This window comes from Micrococcus porci (assembly GCF_020097155.1).
Lineage (GTDB): Bacteria > Actinomycetota > Actinomycetes > Actinomycetales > Micrococcaceae > Micrococcus > Micrococcus porci.
Genome location: NZ_CP083691.1, coordinates 2,092,430 through 2,112,235 on the forward strand (window position 1 = coordinate 2,092,430; position 19,806 = coordinate 2,112,235).

The window sequence follows — 19,806 nt, forward strand, 5'->3', positions numbered from 1 at the left end:
GCTCAGGCCTCCTGGTTCTCGAGCGCGGGCAGGTCGGACGGGCTGGCCAGGCGGCCGAGCACCGCGGTGGCGGCGGCGACGAGGGGCGAGACCAGGTGGGTGCGCCCGCCCTTGCCCTGGCGGCCCTCGAAGTTGCGGTTGGACGTGGATGCGCACCGCTCGCCCGGGGCGAGCTGGTCCGGGTTCATGCCCAGGCACATGGAGCAGCCGGCGAAGCGCCACTCCGCGCCGAAGTCCTCGAAGACCTTGTCCAGGCCCTCGTCCATCGCCTGCAGGCGCACGCGGGCGGAGCCGGGGACCACCATGACGCGCAGCCCGTCGGCCTTGGTCCGGCCCTTGACGACCTCGGCGAAGGCCCGGAGGTCCTCGATGCGGGAGTTGGTGCAGGAGCCCATGAACACGGTGTCCACGGCGACGTCCTTCATGGGCGTGCCGGGGGTCAGGTCCATGTACGAGAGCGCCTTGCGCGCGGCCTCCTGGGCCGCAGGGTCCGAGAAGTCCTCGGGGGCCGGGACGGCGTCGTTGAGGGAGACGCCCTGGCCCGGGTTGGTGCCCCAGGTGACGAAGGGCTCGAGCGTGTCGGCGTCGATGACCACCTCGGCGTCGAACTCGGCGCCCTCGTCCGTGGCGAGGGTGCGCCAGTGCTCCACGGCGGCGTCCCAGTCCGCGCCCTGCGGAGCGTGGGGGCGGCCCTTCAGGTACTCGAACGTGGTGTCGTCCGGGGCGACCATGCCGGCGCGGGCGCCGGCCTCGATGGACATGTTGCAGAGGGTCATGCGGCCCTCCATGGACAGGCTCCGGATGGCCTCGCCGCGGTACTCCAGGACGTAGCCCTGGCCGCCGCCGGTGCCGATCTTCGCGATGACGGCCAGGATGACGTCCTTCGCCGTGACGCCGGGACGCAGGGTGCCGTCCACCGTGATGGCCATGGTCCTGAAGGGCTTCAGGCGCAGCGTCTGCGTGGCGAGCACGTGCTCCACCTCGGAGGTGCCGATGCCGAAGGCCAGCGCGCCGAACGCGCCGTGCGTCGAGGTGTGGGAGTCGCCGCAGACCACGGTGAGCCCGGGCTGGGTCAGCCCGAGCTGAGGGCCCACGACGTGGACGATGCCCTGCTCCCTGTCCCCGAGGGAGTGCAGGCGCACGCCGAACTCCTCGGCGTTGGCGCGCAGAGTCTCGATCTGCACGCGGGAGGTCTCATCGGCGATCGGCCGGTCGATCTCCAGGGTGGGGGTGTTGTGGTCCTCCGTGGCGATGGTCAGCTCCGGGCGCGCGACCGGCCGGTCGGCCAGGCGGAGGCCGTCGAAGGCCTGGGGGCTGGTGACCTCGTGGACCAGGTGCAGGTCGATGTACAGCAGGTCGGGGGTCCTCCGGGCGCCCTCGCCCTCGCCGCGCACGACCACGTGCTCGTCCCACACCTTCTCGGCCAGCGTGCGCGGACGCGGGGTCTGCGTCTGAGTGCTCATGAGCCGTCCTCCTCGTGTTCCTCACGCCGACCCGGGTGCGGACGGCGCATGCTGGGGTCCACTGTGCCGCCCGCGTCCGACGACGACGAACCCGCCCCGCGACATCTCACCTGTTGAGACCCCCGCCGTCATCGCCGCACCCTCTCACGCCGCCGTCGCACGGACGACAGGGCGCGATCGCGCGGCTGGCGTCCGATGGGTGAGACGGTACGATCAGCGCATGACCACCACTCCCCTTCCGGACGCCGGGGCCGACATCGGCCCGGCACTGCATGTGCACCCCAGCGGGGTCGGCGTCGTGGACAAGTCCGTGGCCATCCTCGACGCGCTCGAGTCCGGCCCGGCCACCCTCGCCCAGCTCGTCACGGCGACGGGGATCGCCCGCCCCACGCTGCACCGGCTCGCCGCCGCCCTCACCCACCACCGGCTCGTGGCCAAGGACCTCCAGGGCCGGTATGTGCTGGGGTCCCGGCTCGCCGAGCTGGCCTCCGCCGCCGGCGAGGACCGCCTGACCTCCGCGGCGGGCCCCGTGCTCCAGTGGCTGCGCGACGCCTGCGGCGAGTCGGCCCAGGTGTTCCGCCGCCAAGCAGACTCCCGCGTGTGCGTGGCCTCCGCCGAGCGCCCCTGGGGGCTGCGGGACACGATCCCCGTGGGCACGCGGATGTCCATGAAGGCCGGCTCCGCCGCGCAGGTGCTCCTGGCCTGGGAGGACAACGAGCGGCTCGTGGACGGCCTCGTCGGGGCCGTGTTCACCCCCACCGTGCTCGCGGCCGTGCGCCGCCGCGGCTGGGCCCAGTCGCTGGCCGAGCGCGAGCCCGGCGTCGCCTCCGTCTCCGCGCCCGTGCGCGGGCCCAACGGAAAGGTGATCGCCGCCCTCTCCATCTCGGGACCCCTGGAGCGGCTCTCCCGCCAACCGGGCCGACTCCACGCCGGGTCCGTCGTCGCGGCCGCCGACCGGCTCACAGAGCTCATCCGCGCCGGCGAGGCCTGAGCCCGTCCCTCGTCCCACCGCAGTCCCCCCGGTGTTCGGCCCGTGTTCACGCGGACCACGTAGCGTCACCGCCGGAACCCGCCCATGCCCGCCGTCCACCCGAGGAGCCCCACGTGACCGAGACCGCCGTCGTCCCCGCCGCAGCCGAGTCGGAGGAGGCGCCCGCGCGGCCCCGGCTCTCCGTGATCGGCACCGGCTACCTGGGCGCCACCCACGCCGCGTGCATGGCCGAGCTCGGCTTCGAGGTCCTCGGCGTGGACGTGGACCCCGCCAAGATCGAGCGGCTGGCCCGCGGCGAGGTCCCCTTCCACGAGCCCGGGCTGCCCGAGCTGCTGCGCGCGCACGTCGCCTCGGGGCGGCTGCGCTTCACCACCGACGTGGCCGAGGCCGCCTCCTGGGCGGACGTGCACTTCATCGGCGTGGGCACCCCGCAGAAGGTCGGCGAGGCCGCCGCGGACCTGACCTACGTGGACGCCGCCGTCGAGTCCCTCGCGCGGGCCATCGACCGGGACGCCCTGATCGTCGGCAAGTCCACGGTCCCGGTGGGCACCGCGCGTCGCCTGGCCGCCCGCGTGGCGGAGATCCGCGCCGCGGAGGGCCTGCCCGGCGAGGTCGAGCTGGCCTGGAACCCCGAGTTCCTCCGCGAGGGCTACGCCGTCAAGGACACCCTCACCCCCGACCGCCTGGTGATCGGCACCCACGGCCCGCGCGCCGAGCTCCTGCTGCGCACCGTCTACGCGACCCCCCTGGCTGCCGGCACCCCGTGGATCAGCACGGACCTGGAGACCGCGGAGCTCGTCAAGGTCGCCGCCAACGCCTTCCTGGCCACCAAGATCTCCTTCATCAACGCCTTCTCCGAGATCACGGAGACCGTGGGCGGGGACATCGGCACACTGGCCGACGCCATCGGCCACGACGGGCGCATCGGCCGCCGCTTCCTCAACGCGGGCGTCGGCTTCGGCGGCGGCTGCCTGCCCAAGGACATCCGCGCCCTCCAGGCTCGCGTCTCCGAACTCGGCCTGGACCGTACCATGCGCTTCCTCGCCGAGGTCGACGACATCAACCTGCGCCGCCGCGACCGGGTGGTGGACCTGGCCGTGCAGGTGCTCTCCGCCGCCCGCCAGGGCGTGGTCCGCTCCGCCCCGGGCGGGGCGCGCACCGCGCCCACCCCGGCCGGCGTGCAGGTCCTCAACGGCACGCGGATCGCGGTCCTGGGCGTCACCTTCAAGCCGTACTCCGACGACGTGCGGGACTCCCCCGCCCTGGACGTCGCCAACCGCCTGTTCACGGCGGGCGCCGAGGTGGCCGTCTACGACCCGGAGGGCAACGCCAACGCCGCCGCCCGGTTCCCGCGGCTGGGCTACGTGGACTCCCTCGACGCCGCCCTCCAGGGCGCGGAGCTGGTGCTCCTCCTCACCGAGTGGGACGAGTTCCGGCAGATGGACCCCGCGGCCGCCGGCGAGCTGGTCGCCCAGCGGATCCTCATCGACGGGCGCAACGTCCTCGACGTGGACGCCTGGGGCGAGCACGGCTGGACGGTCCTGGGCCTCGGCCACCGCTTCGACCCCGCCGCCCTCAACGGGGGGCGCCCTGGGGACGACGCGCAGGCCTGATCCGACGCGCCGGGGTCTGAGCCCCGGAGGCAGGGCCGGTGCCGGCCCGGCCTCAGCCCCGCCCGGCGTCGAAGTGGTCCCAGCCGGCCTCGGGCAGGCGGACGTGCCCGTCCGGCGTCTCCCCCGCGGGGGCGAGGCGTCCCACGCGGCGGAAGCCTGACGGCAGGGCGAGCCCGGGCTCGGCCAGGCCGAGGAGGCCGTAGTCCTCGGCGCCGCCCAGGACGAGCGCCTCGGGCGTCGTGCCGGCCAGGGAAGCGACCCGGCGCAGCGGCTCGGCGGCCTCCGCGAGCCAGCGCCGGTCCACCCACGGGACCAGAGGCGCGCCCGGCGCGGAGGACGCGCGGGCCAGCCGGTGGCCGTCGCGGCCCAGGCCGTCGGAGACGTCCATCAGCGCCGCCAGCCCGGCCCGCGCGGCCGCGGGGCCGGCCGCCAGGGGCGGACGCGGCCGCAGCTGGCCCCGGACGGCGCGGGCGAGCTCCCGGGCGGAGGGCCGCTCGTGGGCGGCGAGGTCGGCCCAGCGGCGCGTCAGCACGGCACGGTCGGTGAGCAGCAGCGCGAGCCCGGCCGCCGCCCAGCCCGGGCCCGCCGGGCCCCAGGCGGAGTCCTGCCCCTCCCCCGCGGCCGCTGCCCGCGGGGAGCCCGCCGCGAGGACGAGGTCGGCGCCGCGGCGGGCGATCCTCGCCCCGCGCTCCCCGCCCGCGGCGCGGCGGAGGGCGCCCGCCGGGTCGGGGTCCCCGAGGGCTGTGACCGCCACCTGGACGGACTCCCCGGCGCCGAGGTCGCCGCCGGCCACCCGGCAGCGGTCCGCCCCCAACGCGCGCACGGCGGCCGTGAACCCGCCGGCGAGGGAGGCGACCCAGTCCAGCGGCGTCGGCGCCGGCAGGGCGAGGGCGGTGACGAGGGCGGACGGCGTCGCCCCCATCGCGTTGACGTCCGAGAGGTTCTGCGCGGCGGCCTTCCAGCCGACGTCGTGCCCGCGGGTGCGCACCCCGGCCGGCCACCGGCGCAGGAAGTCGGTGCCCTCGCCCATCGCGTCCGTGGACACGGCCACCAGGCCGCGGGGAGCGGGGACGACGGCGCAGTCGTCACCCGGGGGGACGGTGCCGGCGGGCCAAGGGACGTCCCGGGCGACGGGGGCCAGGGCGTCCTGGATCAGGTCCAGCAGCTCGGCCTCGGACGCCTCGCCGACCGTGCGGGCCGGCGCGGGCCGCCCGCCCGCGGACGCCGTGCTCGCCGGAGTGCTCACCGGCGCGAGCGCGAGCGGACGCCGGACCCCTGCGCGGCGGCCAGGGCGGAGCGGAACTCGCGGTGCCGCGCCGCCTCGGCGTTCACCGGGTCCACCACCAGCTCGCGGCCCACGCGCACCGCGGCCTCCTCGAGCCGACGCCGGGCGCGGCGGCCCCGGGACGCCGCCGTCAGGCGGGTGAGCGGCACGGCCAGCAGGGCCAGCAGCAGGCCGAGGGCCAGGCCGCCGATCAGCAGCAGCGTCGGGATCGGGAAGCCCTGGGTGGTGGGTGCCGGCGGCAGCGGGAACTGCAGCCACGCGGCGAGCGCGTAGGCGCCGAGCCAGCCGGCCCCGGCCACGGCCACCGCGAGGGCCAGCCACTGGAGCACGTCCAGCACCGGCCACCACCAGCTGCCCCGGCCGGCCTCCACGTCGGTCCCGGCGATCGCGTGGTCGACGGCGGCGGGCAGCTCGTCCAGGTGCTCCCGGCCGGCGCGGCGCACCGAGGCGGCCCACGGCTCGGACGCCCCGGCCGAGGCGGAGGTCACGAGGGTGCGCACGGCCCCCTCGACGACGGCCCTCTGCGTCTGGGTGCGCTCCGGCAGGGAGGTCCGGTGCAGGGCGGGGTCCCGGTCCACGGGGTCGCGGTCCCGCCGGGCGACGGCGCGCTCGGGCAGCAGGTGCAGGCGGCGGAGCGGATCCGCACGGAACGAGTGCATCCAGCGCAGCACAGGCCAGCTCGTCCGCTTGGCCGAGCGCAGGCGGTACGAGCCCTCCACGGCGCGCACCACGGCCGGCACGCCCCCGGCGACGGCGAGATCGCGGCCCAGGCGCACGGCGTCGTCGTCGCCGGCCCCGGCGGGCTCCCCGGGCCCGGAGGCCTCGTCCAGGGCGCGCGCCCGGGCGGAGACGTCCGCGCCGAGCCGCTCGGCCGCGGCTCCGCGGCGGGAGACGATGGCGGCGATCTGCCTGCCGACCTCCTCCAGCCCCTCGCCCGTGCGGGCGGAGACGGGCAGCACGCGCACGTCCCCCATGCCGTGGCCGGAGAGCATGCGACGCAGGGAGGCGAGGACGGCGTCCCGGTCGGTCACCGTGAGGCGGTCCACCTGGTTCAGCAGCACGAGCGTGACCGCGGCGTGGGAGGCCATGGTCGCCAGGAAGTCGCGGTGGATCACGGCGTCGGCGTACTTCTCCGGGTCCACGACCCACACCAGGACGTCCACATGCCCGGCCAGCCGCGCGGTGACGTCCCGGTGGGAGCGCTGCACGGAGTCGATGTCCGGCAGGTCCAGCAGGATGAGCCCGGTGGCGTCCGCGCCCTCGCGGTGGCCGAGGCCCAGGAAGACGGGGCGGCCGCCGTCGAGCACGGGGGCGTCGTCCAGCAGGTGGCGACGGCGCACGCCGAGCCAGTCCAGCAGTGCGGCGGCACCGCCGCCCTCGCCGTCCAGGTTCTCCCCGCGGCCCACGCCCCAGACGGCCGCCAGGGGCTCCGACGTGGTGGGGCGGGTGGCGGCGACGCCGGCCAGCTCGCGGCCGGTGAGCGCGTTGAAGAGGGAAGACTTGCCGGATCCGGTGGCCCCGAAGAAGCCCACCACGGTGTGCTCGGCGGAGAGCGACTGGCGCTCCTCCGCGGCGCGCACGGCGGCCTGGGCGTCGGCGACGACGGCGTCCGGCAGCCGGTCCCGGGCGAGCTCCGCGGCGGTGCCGAGGGCGTCCAGGCGCTGGGCGAGAGTCGGTGCGGCGGGGCGGCTCATCGGGCGTCCTCCTCGATCGCGGCGTCGGCGGCCTCACGCCGCGGGGCGTCCGGGGCGGCGTCGGGCTGCGGGCCGTCGACGCCGGCGGCCACGCCCCGGCGCAGGGTCGGCACGAGGGCGCGCAGGGCCGCGGTGTCCTCCGCGTCGCGCTCGAGGCGCAGCAGCGGCAGGAAGCGGCCGCCGACCACGTCCTCCAGGAGCACGCGGACGCGCTCGTCGAGCAGCTCGGACGCGCGGCGGGCCATGCGGCGCACGGCGTCCTCCCCGAAGATCGACTCCAGCAGCTTCTGACCGACGGCGGCCGCGCCGCCGGCGATGCCGAGCTCGATGCCGGACAGGCCCGCGGTGGAGGCGAAGGAGATGACCATGAGGGCCACAGCGGCGCCGTTCACGCCGAAGGCGGCCAGGCGCGCGCGGGTGCGGCGGCCGGCGCCCTCCTCCTGGATCAGGGCGAGGACGTCGCCCTGCCACTCCCGGACGAGCGTCGCGGCACGCTCCGAGGTGCCGGCGGGCAGGGAGCCCAGGTCCCGGCCCTCGACCAGCGCGCGGCCGGCGGGCTCGGAGCGCCAGCGGCGCTCGACCTGCTCGACGGCGGAGGCGACGGCCTCCACGAGCACGGCGTGCAGGCCCGTCTCCAGCGCGTCCTCGACCTCCTCGGGCGGGGCCGGGCGGCCGCGGACCAGCGCGCCCAGGCGGTCGCGGACGCGGCCGACGGCGGACTCGAGGCCGCGGAAGAACTCGCCGGTGCCCACGAAGTCCTGCCAGCGGGCGAGCACCTCGCCGCGCAGGAGCGTGCCGTCCGAGGTGGCGCGGTGGACGGTCTCCAGGGCCAGCTCCGTCGAGTCCGCGACGATCCCGGCGAGGCGGGCGGCGGTCTCCTGCTGGCCGTGTTCGGCCTCGGCCAGCGCCTCCACCCGCACGGCCAGCTGGGTGAGCACGCCGTCCACGGTGCGGCGGGCGACGGCGGAGCGCGCCTGCGCGTCCTCGGCCAGGGAGGTCAGCCAGGCCCGGAGATCGGCCACGTGCTCGGCCGGGAGCAGGCCGTCCTCGCCGAAGCGGGTCTCGGGAATGACGTGGATGGGCGCCTCGGGCAGGCCGTGCTCCACGAGCATGCGGCGCAGGTCCGGCGCGATCGCCTCCCCCGCCCCCTGGGGCACGCGGCCGAGCACCACGGCGACGGTGATGTCCCGGGCGGCGGCCTGGTCCAGGAGCTCCCACGGCACGGCGTCGGCGTAGCGGTGGGCGGTGGTGGTGAAGATCCAGAGGTCGGCGGCCTCGAGGAGCTGCCGGGCGAGGGCGCGGTTCTGGTCGGCCACGGAGTCGATGTCCGGGGCGTCGACGATCGCGATGCCCTGCGGCAGGGACGGCTCGGCCACCAGGGCCACCGTGTCCATGGCCTGCGAGTCCGGCTCCACGGGTCCGGCGGAGGCGGAGCGGTGCACGGTCACGCGCGCCAGGTCGGGGAGGACGCGGGAACCGGTGAACCAGTGGGCGTCGTCGGGGTGGTGCAGCAGCAGGGGCTGGCGCGTGGTGGGGCGCAGCGCGGAGGAGCGGGAGACCTCGTGGCCGACCAGCGCGTTCACCAGGGTCGACTTGCCGGCGCCCGTGGAGCCGCCGACGACGGCCAGCAGGGGCGCGTCGAGGGAGTCCAGGCGCGGCAGGACGTAGTCGTCGATCTGGTGGCGGGTGCGCTCGGCCTCGGCGCGGTCCGCCCCGACGGTGGCGGTGGCGAAGGGCAGTTCGAGGGCGTCCAGGTGCGCGCGGACGCGGCGCACAGCCGTGTCCACCCCGATCGGGGCGGCGGCGCTGGGGGAGGTCAGGTCGGTGGATTCCACCCGGACATGGTCTCATGCGCGCGCGTCGCTCCCCCGGTGCACGCCGGAGACGACGAACGCCCGGTCCAGCTGGACCGGGCGTGCGTTCTCACGTGACCCCAGCGGGATTTGAACCCGCGTTACCGCCGTGAGAGGGCGGCGTACTAGGCCGCTATACGATGGGGCCGTACGCGTCGCGCGGCTTCACTGCCGTCCGACGACTGGAGACTCCTTCACGACCTGCGTCTCCGAGCAGGCGACGGACTCGCGTCCGTCACACCCGTCACCTGAGAGGTGGTGGGTGCATGCGTGACCCCAGCGGGATTTGAACCCGCGTTACCGCCGTGAGAGGGCGGCGTACTAGGCCGCTATACGATGGGGCCGTACGTCCTCCGCAGGGACTGCGGAAAACTTGGAAATCATGCCTGACTTCCTGAATCCCGTCAAGCTGACCGCATGGCCGGCTCTCCGTGACTCGCTGGGGTACCAGGACTCGAACCTAGAATGACGGTACCAGAAACCGTTGTGTTGCCAATTACACCATACCCCACTGAACAGTCAAGCCAGGCCTGACCTCAGTGAACCTCTTCACTTGTCCGCGTGCTCGGATCTCTCCGGCAACGAGTAAGAACTCTACAGCACCTCGCGACCGGATGCCAAATCGGCTCCGGAGCCGGGGAACCACGCCGCCAGCGCGCCGAGTCCGCCGATCGTCCAGGCGCCCTCCGCCGCGTCCCAGCGGCCCTCCCCGCCCCCGTCCGCGGCCCCGGCCCCCCGGCGCAGCCACACCGGGACGAGTCCCGCGGCCCGGGCCCCGCGCACGTCGTGGGACAGGCTGTCCCCCACGCACGCGGTGCGCCCCGGAGTCGTGCCCATGCGACGGCACGCCTCCAGGAACGGCGCCGGATCCGGCTTCGGCGCCCCGGCGGAGTCCGACCCCACGAGGACCGTGATCGCCTCCAGCCCGAGCGCGTCCGCCTTGGCCCGCTGGTAGGCCTCCACGTTGTTGGTCACGATCCCCAGCGCCACCCCGGACGACCGCAGCGTCGCCAGGGTGGGGACGACGTCGTCGAACAGGGCCCAGTGGGCGCGGACCCGCACCTCGTACTCGTCCGTCCACAGCGCGGGGTCCGGCTCGGCGACGGCGCCGGGCGCGCCCAGCACTGCGAGGGCGTCCCGGGCCCGGGCCAGCCGCTGGCCGGCGAAGTCGAGCTCCCCGGCGATGTAGCGCTGGTAGTGCCCCGAACGGTCCGCCGCGAAGTGGTCGGCGGCGCGGACGAAGACCCCCGCCTCCGCGGGCGGTGCGTCCGGCCACTGGGCGCGGACGGTCTCGGCGAAGGCCGGGAGCTGCGCGCCGCGCAGGTCGAGGAGCGTGTCGTCCAGGTCGAAGAGCACCCCGTCCACGACGGGCGCGGACGGGGTGCCGGGGGTGCGGATCACGAGCGGGATCAGGCGGCGGCCTGCTCGGCGGCGAACCGGTCCAGGCGGGCCAGGGCCGACTCCTTGCCCAGGATCTCCAGGGACTCGAACAGGGGCGGGGAGACCTTCTTGCCGGTCACGGCCACCCGGACCGGGCCGAACGCCTGGCGGGGCTTCAGCTCGAGCCCATCGATGAGCGCCGCGCGCAGCGCCTCTTCGACGGCCGCGGTGGTGAACTCGGCCTCGTCGATGCCCGCCAGGGCCTCTCGGGCCGCGGCGACGGCTGTCGGCAGGTCCGCCGGCATGCCCTTGAGGGCACCCTCCGCGGTGGCGATCTCCGCGTCCGGGGTGAACAGGAAGGCGAGCATGTCGACGGCCTCGCCCAGCAGCGCCACCCGCTCATGAACCAGGGGCGCGGCGGCGTCGAGGATCCGCTCCTCGCGCTCCGTCAGCCGCTCCCCCACCAGGCCGGCAGCCTGCAGGTACGGCACCAGGCGGGCGCGGAAGTCGGCCGGCTCCAGCATGCGCACGTGCGTGCCGTTGATGGCCGTGGCCTTCTTCTCGTCGAAGCGGGCGGGATTGGCGAGCACCTTGTGGATGTCGAAGTGCTCCACGAACTGCTCGGGCGTGAAGATGTCCTCGTCCGCAGACAGGGACCAGCCCAGGAGGGCGAGGTAGTTCAGCAGGCCCTCGGGAATGAAGCCCCGATCGCGGTGCAGGAACAGGTTGGACTGCGGGTCCCGCTTGGAGAGCTTCTTGTTGCCCTCACCCATCACGTACGGCAGGTGGCCGAACACGGGCATGTACCGCGCCACGCCGATCGCGTGCAGGGCGCGGTACAGGGCGATCTGGCGCGGGGTGGAGGAGAGCAGGTCCTCGCCGCGCAGCACATGGGTGATGCCCATGAGGGCGTCGTCCACCGGGTTCACCAGCGTGTAGAGGGGCGAGCCGTCCGCGCGCACCACCACGAAGTCCGGCACGGAGCCGGCCTTGAAGGTGATCTCCCCGCGCACCAGGTCCGTGAAGGTGATGTCCGCGTCCGGCATGCGCAGGCGCCACACCGGCCGGCGGCCCTCGGCCTCGTACGCCTCAACCTGCTCGGCCGAGAGGTCGCGGTCGGCGCCGTCGTAGCCGAGCTTGGGGTCCCGCCCGGCGGCCCTGTGGCGGGCCTCCGTCTCCTCCGGGGTGGAGTAGGACGGGTAGATGTGGCCGCCGGCCTTGAGCTTCTCGATGACCTCGGCGTAGATCTCCCCGCGCTGGGACTGGCGGTACGGCTCGTGCGGGCCGCCGACCTCGACGCCCTCGTCCCAGTCGATGCCGAGCCAGCGCATGGCCTCGAGCAGCTGCTGGTAGGACTCCTCCGAGTCGCGCTTGGCGTCCGTGTCCTCGATGCGGAACACCAGGGTGCCGCCGGTGTGGCGGGCCCAGCCCCAGTTGAACAGGGCGGTGCGGATCAGGCCGACGTGCGGGGTGCCGGTGGGCGAGGGGCAGAAGCGCACACGCACGGGCGTGTCCGCGTCCACCTGGGGGACGTCGGCGAACACGGCGGGGGCGTTCTCGGCGGCGGTGTCAGAGGCGGTGGTGGGCTCAGTCATGATGCCCCCGAGTCTACGCGGGGGCCCGGACGCGACGGCGGCCGCGGACGCTCAGCGGCGGACGTGGGTGCCGAGGACCCCGATGCCCTCCACCTCCGCCTCCACGCGCTGGCCCGCCTCCACCGTCCCGACGCCGGCCGGCGTGCCGGTGAGGATCACGTCGCCGGGCAGCAGGGTGAACATCTCGGAGGCGGCCGCCACGAGCTCCTTCACGCCGAACACCATGTCCGCGGTGGTGCCGTCCTGGCGGGTCTCGCCGGCCAGGCGGGAGGTGACGCGCAGGCCGCCGGCCTGCTCCACGTCCAGCTCGGTCTCGATCCACGGGCCGAGCGGGCAGGCGCCGTCGAAGCCCTTGGCGCGGGCCCACTGCAGGTCGGTGCGCTGGGCGTCGCGGGCGGTGAGGTCGTTGGCCACCGTGTAGCCGAACACGACGTCGTCCACCCGGCTCAGCGGGACGTCCTTGCAGATGGTGCCGATCACCACGGCGAGCTCGGCCTCGTAGGAGACCTCCTCGGACCAGGAGGGCAGGGTGACGGGCTCGTCCGGACCCACCACGGAGGTGTTGGGCTTGAGGAAGAACTGGGGCGAGGACGGGACCTCGTTGCCGAGCTCCTTGGCGTGGTCCGCCCAGTTGCGGCCGACGCCCACGATCTTCGAGCGCGGGATGATGGGTGCCACCAGGCGCACGTCCTCGAGGCGGTGCGTGGTGCCGGTGGGCTGGATCCCGTGGAAGAACGGGTCGCCCTGGAGGGCGGTGACGGTGAGCGCGGAGAGGTCCGCGTCCGCGGGGCCCTCCACCACGCCGTAGGTCGGTTCTGCCTGGTCCACGAAACGAGCGATGCGCATGGGGGCAAGCCTAGTGGGCGGTCAGTCCTCGAGATCCTCCACGTGGTCCTGGAGCCAGGCGCGGAAGTCGGGGTGGGTCACGCGCGTCTCGCCCTCGCCGTAGGACAGGACCTTGCCGGCGGTGCCCTCCGGCCCGGGTGCGCAGTCCAGGATCACGAACTCACCGGTGCCGTGGGAGTACACCGGCGGCTCCTTCGCGTCCCGGGCCACCTCGTGGGCGCCCTCGAACTCCCGGTCCTTGGAGCCGTTGGCGCGTTCGAGGAAGGCGCGGTAGTCGGCGGGGAGGGTCACACCGGTGCGCTGCTCGAGAGTGGCGATCTGCTTCTCCGTGGCGGGGCGGCGCCACTCCAGGTCCTCGAGGGCGACCAGGGCGTCGAGGAGTTCGCCGAGCGGGCGCGCGGGGCGGGGCTCGGCGGGCTCGTCCACGGGGGCCTCCACGACGCGGAGCGCGGCGGTGTAGAGGGGCGGCACGGGCAGAGCGGCCGAGCGCAGGCGCGTGAGCGCGGCCATGAAGCCGCGTGGGAACACAGTCCTGGGCTCGTCCTCGAACGGCTCCGGGGTGGGAACGCCACGACGCTCGCGCTCCCCTGCGACGGCGTCCGCGAGGGCGGCGTCGATCCCGGCGCGGCGTTCGGCGTCGAGGGTGGGGTCCAGACGGGCGGCCCAGGCCCCGGCGACGCCCTCGGGCAGGCGGCCGCCGGAGCCGGCGGCGACGCGCAGGGCGAGGGCGGCGGGCAGGGCGGTGTTGAAGAGCTCCGCGTAGCCGGTGAGGGCCGTCTGCTCAGCCGCCCACTGCGCGGCCGGCAGGGCCGCCCAGGCGTCCGGGTCCCCGGGGTCCGCGGCCAAGACTGCGGCCAGGGCCTCGGCGGAGGACCGGACGGCGCCCCTGTCCCCGGTGACGGCGGCGTCGAAGAGCAGGGTCGAATCGGTCATGTCAGTGCGTCTCCTCGTGTAGGTCGCTGCGAGGGGCCGCGTCAGCCGCGGAGGAGGCACCGGGCTCCGCCCGCCGTCGCCGCCCACGGTGGTCGCCCCACGGCTTGGGCTCACCCCTTGAACATGCGCCCGAAGAACCCCTTCTCCTGCTTCGGGCCGGACCCGTCCTGCCGGGCAGCGGCGGCCTCGGAGACACCCGGGGCGCCGCCGTCGTGCAGACCGCTGAGGCCGTCCCCCGTCCGGCCGTCGGGCAGGGTGTAGTGGATCAGCGGGCGGCCGTCCTCCAGGGGCTCGACCCGCTGGATGCGAGCGCCCTCCGGCATGGCCCGCGCCTGCGCGAACACCCGGCCGTGCCATGACCAGTGGACGTCCAGGGAGTCGTCCTCCCAGTTCTCCGGGGACTCGTCCCCGCCGAGGAACAGCGGCCGCTTGACGCCCACGCAGCGCCCCTGCCCGATCCGCACCAGGCCCAGCGTGTCCAGCGCCCGCCGGAACCCTGCCTCGTCGAAGAGCTCGCGGGCCACGGGGGTCACCAGGATCTGCTCGAGGCCGTCCTCGAACCGGCTCAGCTCCTCGCGCTGGCCGGAGGCCGCGTCATAGGAGACGAGCATCGACTGGCCCTCCACCACCTCGCGCACCGCGTACCGGCCCAGCCAGTCCACGATCACGGGGACGGCTTCTGCGGCCTGGCCGCCGAAGGACTCACGCAGATGCCCGGCCGCCTGCGCCACGCCCTCGGCCCCGAGGAAGCGGAACAGGCCGGCGTTGTACACCCGGCCGGCCAGGCCGTACCAGGCGATCGCCATCTGGGCGTCCCCGGCGTCCTTGTCCGGGGCGGCGTCGTCGTCCTGCGCCGTCTGCACCACGCCGGTCTCGGCCAGCGCGGCGAACCGTGGGGCGAAGCGCACCGGGGGCAGGCCCGCGGTGTCCTCGGACGGGCGCGGCGGCGGGGTGGGCCCGTCGGCGGGGGCGGTCTGCAGCCCGAGCCGCCCCTCCGGCGTGAGCACGTAGCCCTGGAGACGACGCTCGGGGCCCGCCTCCCGCGCGAGCCGGGCCAGGTTGCCGGCGAGCCACCAGGCGACGGACGCGGACTGGAGGCGGAAGGTGGCCGGGTCGTCCGCCTCGGGGCCCGCCACCGACGGCGGGGCCGGCGGCACCAGCACGTCACCCGCCGGGATCTCTGTCAGACGCAGTCGGGCGCAGAGCAGGGACTTCTCGGCCTCGCCGAACAGGTCCAGCAGCGCGGGGTTGCCGGCGAGGCGGTCGCGGAAGCCGTCCGCCTCCGCCACGGGGGTGCGCGTCATGGTGACCGGGCAGGAGCGCACGACGACGTCGCGGCCGTCCACGCGCTCGACCGCGTAGCAGCGGGCCCGCCAGTCCATGAGGAACGGGGCGGCGGCGTCGGGGGTGCCGAACGCCTCCCGCACCGCCTCGGCGGCCTCTCGGGCCTGCTCGTCCGTGAGCTCGCGGGCCAGGCCGTGGTTGTAGACGGCGGGACCGTGGGGGGAGGTGACCACGAGCCGCTCGGCACGCGTGCCGGCGCCGGGGCTGTGCTCCGGGTCCTGGTCCGTGTCGAAGACCAGGGTGAGGCCGCCGTCGCGGGCGGCGACGGCGATCGCGTGAGCACCCGGCTGGCGGTGCTGCCACTGGTTCTTCATGTCCGCCATGGCCGCCCAGTAGGGGTTCACGGGGACGTCCAGGATGTTGGAGGAGTGGTCCTCGCCTCCGGCGAAGGGCGGGAGCATGTAGCCCAGGCACTGGTCGAACGGCAGGTCCGAGATGCCGCGAGCCGCGAGGGCCGCAGCGCAGTCCTCGGCGCCGAGGACCCTGGCCGCGCCGGGATCGGTGAGGACGGTGTCCATGAACACCTCGAAGTCCACCACGCTGCTGGCCGCGAACAGCCCCGGGTCCGCGCGAACCGCCGAGTCCACACCGTCCTGCCGGACCCGACAGTACTGCCGGCCACGCCAGTCCACCGCGAACGGGACCCACCCCTCCGTGAACCCGGGCGGGAAGTGGAAGGCGAGCAGGCGGGCCGCCTCGGACCCGGACTCGTGCGTGTGGAACCGCAGCAGCCCGTGCTCCAGGGTGGCGCCCGCGAGACCCGCCGCGCCGATGCGCCCGTCCAGGTCCTCGTCCCGGTAGGGCTGCGCGTCCGGGACGCGGCTCATGATCGTCAATGCCATGGTCGTGGCGCTCCCCCTCGATGCGGACGGCGTACCGCCCCATGTCGATCCGATGTTCCCGTTCACCCTGCCACGGATGCCCCCGGCCGGTGGAGTGACGCGGAGCGCCTCAGCGGACGTCGGGCCCGAGCCCCCTGCCATCAGGCCGACACGAACCCCGTGAACTCCACCGGCAAGTCGACGCGCGGATCCTCCGTCAGGGGCGCCTGCTCCAACGGCAGACCCAAACGGGCACGCACCACACCCACATGCCAAGCCACTTCGCGCTCAATCCGCTCCCGCTCCCACCCGTAGTCATTCATCCACGGCACATCCCGCGCCACCAACAACCACGTCAACCCGTCCAGGATCATGCGCACCGCCACCACGTAGTTCGAGGGCGTCACCTTCATCGCACCCTCCAGGTCCCCCTTCTCATCGAAGGCAATCCCTGCATACTCCTTGTCCGAACCGAAATTGAAGCTCACTCGCGGAATGTGCGCCTCCGGACCCGGCTCCGAGTTCGGCGGAGCATCGAACACCTCAGCCCACCCCGAAAGCCCCACCCGCTGCGCACACCACCTGTTCACCACCCGCCGCGACTCCATCTTCGTCGACCGCGCCGGCTTCACCGCCTCCTCCATCAACAGATCCCCCCGGAACAACGGCACCAACGCCTCACGCTCCCCCGCCAACGCCAACAACAACGCGAACTGGAAATGCGCATCCGAGAACTCGTTCTCCCCCAACTCCACCCCCGGCCGACGCCCCAAGAACTTCTTCACACCCTTCGGCGTGTCTTTGGAGAGAAGCTTCGGGAACCTCTTCCACTCCCGCCCCGCAGCAACCAGCAACCCCTCGTCCACCGGCAAGTGCGACTTATAGATCTCCACCGTCATCTCCTCACCTCTCCCATGACAACTCTGCTGATCAGTGCGTCATGCGATTCCGCACTCAACGCGTCGAGATCGTCGACAGGGCTATAGCCGTACTTATCCCGATGATGCCGCACCTGCGAACCCCGCACTCCGATTCGCCGACTTCTCCAACCACTGCAGATTCTCATGGGCGTCCCGGCCGCCCAGCTGCAGGTCACGTGCGTGGTCAAGGTCGAATCCCTTCATGGCTGCACGGACCGCCCGCTCCTGCGTGTACTGCGGCAGTTCGTGCCAGTCAGCGATCTCGCCTCGGGAGCCCTTCGCGGCATTGTGCCGCGTCATCTCGTCCTCGAGCCGCCGGAGAATGTCGTCCTCCACGCCCTTCAGCAGGGCGGGAGCCTGGTTTCCTCGCAGGTCAGTCACGCGGCCCAGCGCGTAGTCCGGATCCTTCATAAAGTCGGACCGCTTGATCGTGCGCGCATCCGGCTTCGTGAATCCCAGCCGTTCAGGCGAGCTCACGAACTGCTTGTACTGATCGACCTTGCCGACGAAAGCCTCATAAGACGCCCGACCCTCAGCCGTGGACAGATCCCACTTCGGACTCGGCCGCATCACCATCGTGCCCTTGCCCTCCACCACACCCGCAGGAAGACCACCACCCCCAGACCGGACCGGCGACACCCCCTCATCGACCGCGCGGCGCAACACCGAGGAGAACGACTCACCGCTCTTCACCCACATGACACCACCATCGGCGAGCACGCCCACCGCCGGCACCTTCGCCAACATCCCATCCGAGAACACCTTGGCCGCCTTGTTCACATCGAACTCCCACACCGTGCGCATCGTGCTCGCCATCGCACCCACCTGCGGATGCCGATACGCAAACGCCGACGCCTTCGAGTGCAGCGCATCCGTCACCGCGAACTTCTTGTCACTCAGACCTCGCACGAGGTCCTCCGCCTTAAACGCCACCTTGAACTTCGCCGCGGTGCCCAACTCCTTCACAGTGTCCGCAGCACGAGCTGCCTTCCCGAGGACCGACGCCGCCTTGCCCGACTTCGCCGCCACCGACGCGCCCTTCACCGCCGCACCACCAGGCACCAGCGCCGTCGCCAGGTCACCCGTGAGCATCCCCGCCGCCTTCGCCGGGTTCTCCTTCCACATCTCCACATTCAGCACCGCCTCGCCCACCTGCACCAGACGCTGCCCCGACTGAGCCCGACGCTCATCAGAGACCAGAAGACCCACCGGCGTGGCCGTCACCGCCAGATCCACCGCCAACGTCCCGATCCCCTTCCACGTGGCCGAGAACGTCTCCCAGTCGAACGGATTCACCATCGCCAGCAGACCCGTCACCGTCCCCTTCAGGGACTCCCACACACCCGAGCCGAAATCCACCACGGCATCGGCCACATCCAGGTACCACGGCTTGTCCCACACCGCAGGCATGCCCCATGGGGTCTCCCCCGCACCGGACGCCGAGTTCAGCATCTCGCGGGACATCCCGTATGCCTCAGACCCCGCCGGCGGCGCCGACCCGTCCGCGGAGACCTGCACGTACCGCGTCCCCCCGTACAGCGCGTTGATCGCGTTCGCGCACGTCATCTCCGCCGTCTGATGGCGCGAGATCAGCCCGTTCATGCCGTCCGGCCGTCGCCTAGGGGGATCGGACTCGTCGGCCCGGCTCTCTAGACTGCTGGCCATGAGCCTCCACAGCCCGTTCAGCGCGATCCTCCGGGGGGCCGCGCCCGCGCTCAGCGGTTCCGGCCAGGCGGTATGAGGGCGTGGAGATCACCCTCCGTCCTGCGTCGCCGGGCGACGCCGAGGAGCTGGCCGCCCTGACCCTCGCCCAACGAGAGCATCTGGCACCGTGGGAGCCCGAGCGCGGGCCCGGCTGGTTCACCGTGGACGGCCAGCGACACGCGCTCCGGGCCGCCGACGCCGACCGGGCGGCAGACCGGGCCCACGCGTTCGTCATCGTGGGCGCGTCCGGGGCCATCGTGGGCCGACTGACGCTGGCGAGCGTCGTGCGGGGCGCGGCCCAGTTCTGCTCGATCGGCTACTGGGTGGCCCACGAGGCCACCGGGAGGGGCATCGCCGGCGAGGCGGTGCGGAGGGGCGTGGCCCTTGCTTTCGGGCCGCTGCGTCTGCACCGCGTGCAGGCCGAGGTCCTGCCCCACAACCACGCCTCGATCCGCGTCCTGGAGAAGGCCGGGTTCCTCTCGTACGGCCGCGCACCCGAGTACCTGAGGATCGCCGGACGCTGGCAGGACCACCTCCTGTACCAGCGGGTGAACCCCGACTGGCGCCCCGCGTGATCGCGTCCTATGCCCGGTGGCAGCCGGAGGATCACGGGACGCCCCGGGCCGACGTGCTGATCCGGCCCGTCCGGCCTCACGACGTCCCCGCCCTCGCGCGGGTGATGGCCGCACGGGGTGGAGCCCCCGAGACGCACACTGACGCGGCCGCACTGCTGCTGGACCGTGCGCCCGTCCTCCTCCTCGCGGTCGCCGAGGACGGCGGGGGCGACGCCCTCGGCTGGTCAGGTGCGCTCCAGACGTCCGTGCATCCGGGTGAGCACCCCGTCTGGCTCACCGCGGGCCTCACCGTGGTTCCGCAGGCCCGCCGAGCCGGCGTCGGACTGCGCCTGCTGCACGCCGTGGCGGAGGCGGTCCGGACCTCCCGGATCGAGACCGGCCCCCTCCACAGCGTGGTGAACACCCGCAACCGGGCCTCCCTCGCGCTGCACGCACGGGCCGGGTTCCAGGAGACGGCGAGTGGCCCGCGGTTCGCGGGCATCGAGTTCGACGGCGGCGACGGCGTCCTGCTGCGCCGGAGGTGACGCCCTCCGAGCCAGCCCGAGACGGCGAGGGCCGGGACGGGCGCCCGTTCGGCGTCCGTCCCGGCCCCCGCCGGCACCCGGTCAGCAGCAGCGGCTGCCGGGGTTCGCGTCCTGCCTGGCGTACTCGTCCCGCCAGAACTCGCGCTCCGTCATCGGGACCTCGCCCGGGTGGTGCGCCCGGTGGTGGGCGAGGTACGCGTCGTACTTGCCCTCCCCCGTCAGCTGGCGCACCCACCAGCGGGTGCTCGCCCAGATGCCGGCCACG

The 19,806-nt window shown here is 74.0% G+C and carries 16 protein-coding genes and 3 tRNA genes; 4 read left to right on the forward strand and 15 right to left on the reverse strand.

Annotated features, from left to right (window positions below; all coding sequences use genetic code 11):
• Nucleotides 1-2 precede the first annotated feature (2 nt).
• Nucleotides 3-1,463: a 3-isopropylmalate dehydratase large subunit gene (gene leuC / locus KW076_RS09885; protein ID WP_224355178.1), complete on the reverse strand. Its 1,461-nt coding sequence runs from the start codon at nt 1,461-1,463 to the stop codon at nt 3-5.
• Between the two features lie 220 nt (nt 1,464-1,683).
• On the opposite strand from leuC, the gene KW076_RS09890 reads away from it, so the two are divergent.
• Both KW076_RS09890 and KW076_RS09895 read left to right on the forward strand, forming a co-directional pair.
• A complete protein-coding gene (locus tag KW076_RS09890) occupies nt 1,684-2,454 on the forward strand; it encodes an IclR family transcriptional regulator (protein WP_224355179.1) in 771 nt (256 codons plus the stop codon).
• A gap of 113 nt (nt 2,455-2,567) precedes the next feature.
• Entirely contained in the window at nt 2,568-4,067 is a 1,500-nt protein-coding gene (locus KW076_RS09895; RefSeq protein ID WP_224355180.1) for a UDP-glucose dehydrogenase family protein, read from the forward strand.
• A 52-nt stretch (nt 4,068-4,119) separates the two neighbouring features.
• Here KW076_RS09895 and KW076_RS12595 read toward each other — a convergent pair whose 3' ends face one another.
• The 13 genes from KW076_RS12595 to KW076_RS09965 form a co-directional block, all read right to left on the reverse strand.
• Nucleotides 4,120-5,313, reverse strand: a complete 1,194-nt coding sequence (locus tag KW076_RS12595; RefSeq protein ID WP_286670217.1) for a thiamine-phosphate kinase — start codon at nt 5,311-5,313, stop codon at nt 4,120-4,122.
• Nucleotides 5,310-7,046, reverse strand: coding sequence for a GTPase (locus tag KW076_RS09910; protein WP_224355181.1), 1,737 nt, complete (start codon nt 7,044-7,046; stop codon nt 5,310-5,312). Before KW076_RS09910 ends, KW076_RS12595 begins: the two co-directional genes overlap by 4 nt.
• On the reverse strand, nt 7,043-8,881 hold the full coding sequence (locus KW076_RS09915; protein ID WP_224355182.1) for a dynamin family protein: 1,839 nt from the start codon (nt 8,879-8,881) through the stop codon (nt 7,043-7,045). Before KW076_RS09915 ends, KW076_RS09910 begins: the two co-directional genes overlap by 4 nt.
• A gap of 93 nt (nt 8,882-8,974) precedes the next feature.
• Nucleotides 8,975-9,047, reverse strand: a tRNA-Glu gene (locus tag KW076_RS09920).
• A 123-nt stretch (nt 9,048-9,170) separates the two neighbouring features.
• Nucleotides 9,171-9,243 (reverse strand) — tRNA-Glu (locus KW076_RS09925).
• 95 nt (nt 9,244-9,338) lie between these two features.
• Nucleotides 9,339-9,410: transfer RNA gene (locus KW076_RS09930), tRNA-Gln, on the reverse strand.
• Nucleotides 9,411-9,493: 83 nt separating this feature from the next.
• Complete coding sequence (locus tag KW076_RS09935; protein ID WP_224355183.1) at nt 9,494-10,300, reverse strand: HAD family hydrolase; 807 nt, start codon at nt 10,298-10,300, stop codon at nt 9,494-9,496.
• A gap of 8 nt (nt 10,301-10,308) precedes the next feature.
• The gene (gltX, locus tag KW076_RS09940; protein WP_224355184.1) at nt 10,309-11,874 is read right to left on the reverse strand and encodes a glutamate--tRNA ligase; all 1,566 of its coding nucleotides are present in this window, start codon (nt 11,872-11,874) and stop codon (nt 10,309-10,311) included.
• A 51-nt stretch (nt 11,875-11,925) separates the two neighbouring features.
• Nucleotides 11,926-12,720, reverse strand: a complete 795-nt coding sequence (locus KW076_RS09945) for a fumarylacetoacetate hydrolase family protein (RefSeq protein WP_224355185.1) — start codon at nt 12,718-12,720, stop codon at nt 11,926-11,928.
• A gap of 21 nt (nt 12,721-12,741) precedes the next feature.
• Nucleotides 12,742-13,653, reverse strand: a complete 912-nt coding sequence (locus KW076_RS09950) for an SMI1/KNR4 family protein (protein WP_224355186.1) — start codon at nt 13,651-13,653, stop codon at nt 12,742-12,744.
• 110 nt (nt 13,654-13,763) lie between these two features.
• A complete protein-coding gene (locus KW076_RS09955; RefSeq protein WP_224355187.1) occupies nt 13,764-15,824 on the reverse strand; it encodes a DUF1851 domain-containing protein in 2,061 nt (686 codons plus the stop codon).
• Between the two features lie 155 nt (nt 15,825-15,979).
• A complete protein-coding gene (locus KW076_RS09960) occupies nt 15,980-16,717 on the reverse strand; it encodes a hypothetical protein (RefSeq protein ID WP_224355188.1) in 738 nt (245 codons plus the stop codon).
• Nucleotides 16,718-16,810: 93 nt separating this feature from the next.
• Entirely contained in the window at nt 16,811-18,340 is a 1,530-nt protein-coding gene (locus KW076_RS09965) for a hypothetical protein (protein ID WP_224355189.1), read from the reverse strand.
• A gap of 143 nt (nt 18,341-18,483) precedes the next feature.
• On the opposite strand from KW076_RS09965, the gene KW076_RS09970 reads away from it, so the two are divergent.
• Entirely contained in the window at nt 18,484-19,017 is a 534-nt protein-coding gene (locus tag KW076_RS09970) for a GNAT family N-acetyltransferase (protein WP_224355190.1), read from the forward strand.
• Entirely contained in the window at nt 19,014-19,541 is a 528-nt protein-coding gene (locus tag KW076_RS09975; RefSeq protein WP_224355191.1) for a GNAT family N-acetyltransferase, read from the forward strand. Before KW076_RS09970 ends, KW076_RS09975 begins: the two co-directional genes overlap by 4 nt.
• 81 nt (nt 19,542-19,622) lie before the next feature.
• Here the strand turns inward: KW076_RS09975 and KW076_RS09980 are convergent, their stop codons facing one another.
• Entirely contained in the window at nt 19,623-19,805 is a 183-nt protein-coding gene (locus tag KW076_RS09980; RefSeq protein WP_224355192.1) for a YbdD/YjiX family protein, read from the reverse strand.
• Nucleotide 19,806: the final 1 nt, after the last annotated feature.

Bases quoted from the DNA above. Each gene is read 5' to 3' on its own strand.
- leuC (WP_224355178.1), bottom strand. From the start codon at position 1,463: ATGAGCACTCAGACGCAGACCCCGCGTCCGCGCACGCTGGCCGAGAAG.
- KW076_RS09890 (WP_224355179.1), top strand. From the start codon at position 1,684: ATGACCACCACTCCCCTTCCGGACGCCGGGGCCGACATCGGCCCGGCA.
- KW076_RS09910 (WP_224355181.1), bottom strand. From the start codon at position 7,046: ATGAGCCGCCCCGCCGCACCGACTCTCGCCCAGCGCCTGGACGCCCTC.
- gltX (WP_224355184.1), bottom strand. From the start codon at position 11,874: ATGACTGAGCCCACCACCGCCTCTGACACCGCCGCCGAGAACGCCCCC.
- KW076_RS09945 (WP_224355185.1), bottom strand. From the start codon at position 12,720: ATGCGCATCGCTCGTTTCGTGGACCAGGCAGAACCGACCTACGGCGTG.
- KW076_RS09950 (WP_224355186.1), bottom strand. From the start codon at position 13,653: ATGACCGATTCGACCCTGCTCTTCGACGCCGCCGTCACCGGGGACAGG.
- KW076_RS09955 (WP_224355187.1), bottom strand. From the start codon at position 15,824: ATGAGCCGCGTCCCGGACGCGCAGCCCTACCGGGACGAGGACCTGGAC.
- KW076_RS09960 (WP_224355188.1), bottom strand. From the start codon at position 16,717: ATGACGGTGGAGATCTATAAGTCGCACTTGCCGGTGGACGAGGGGTTG.
- KW076_RS09965 (WP_224355189.1), bottom strand. From the start codon at position 18,340: ATGAACGGGCTGATCTCGCGCCATCAGACGGCGGAGATGACGTGCGCG.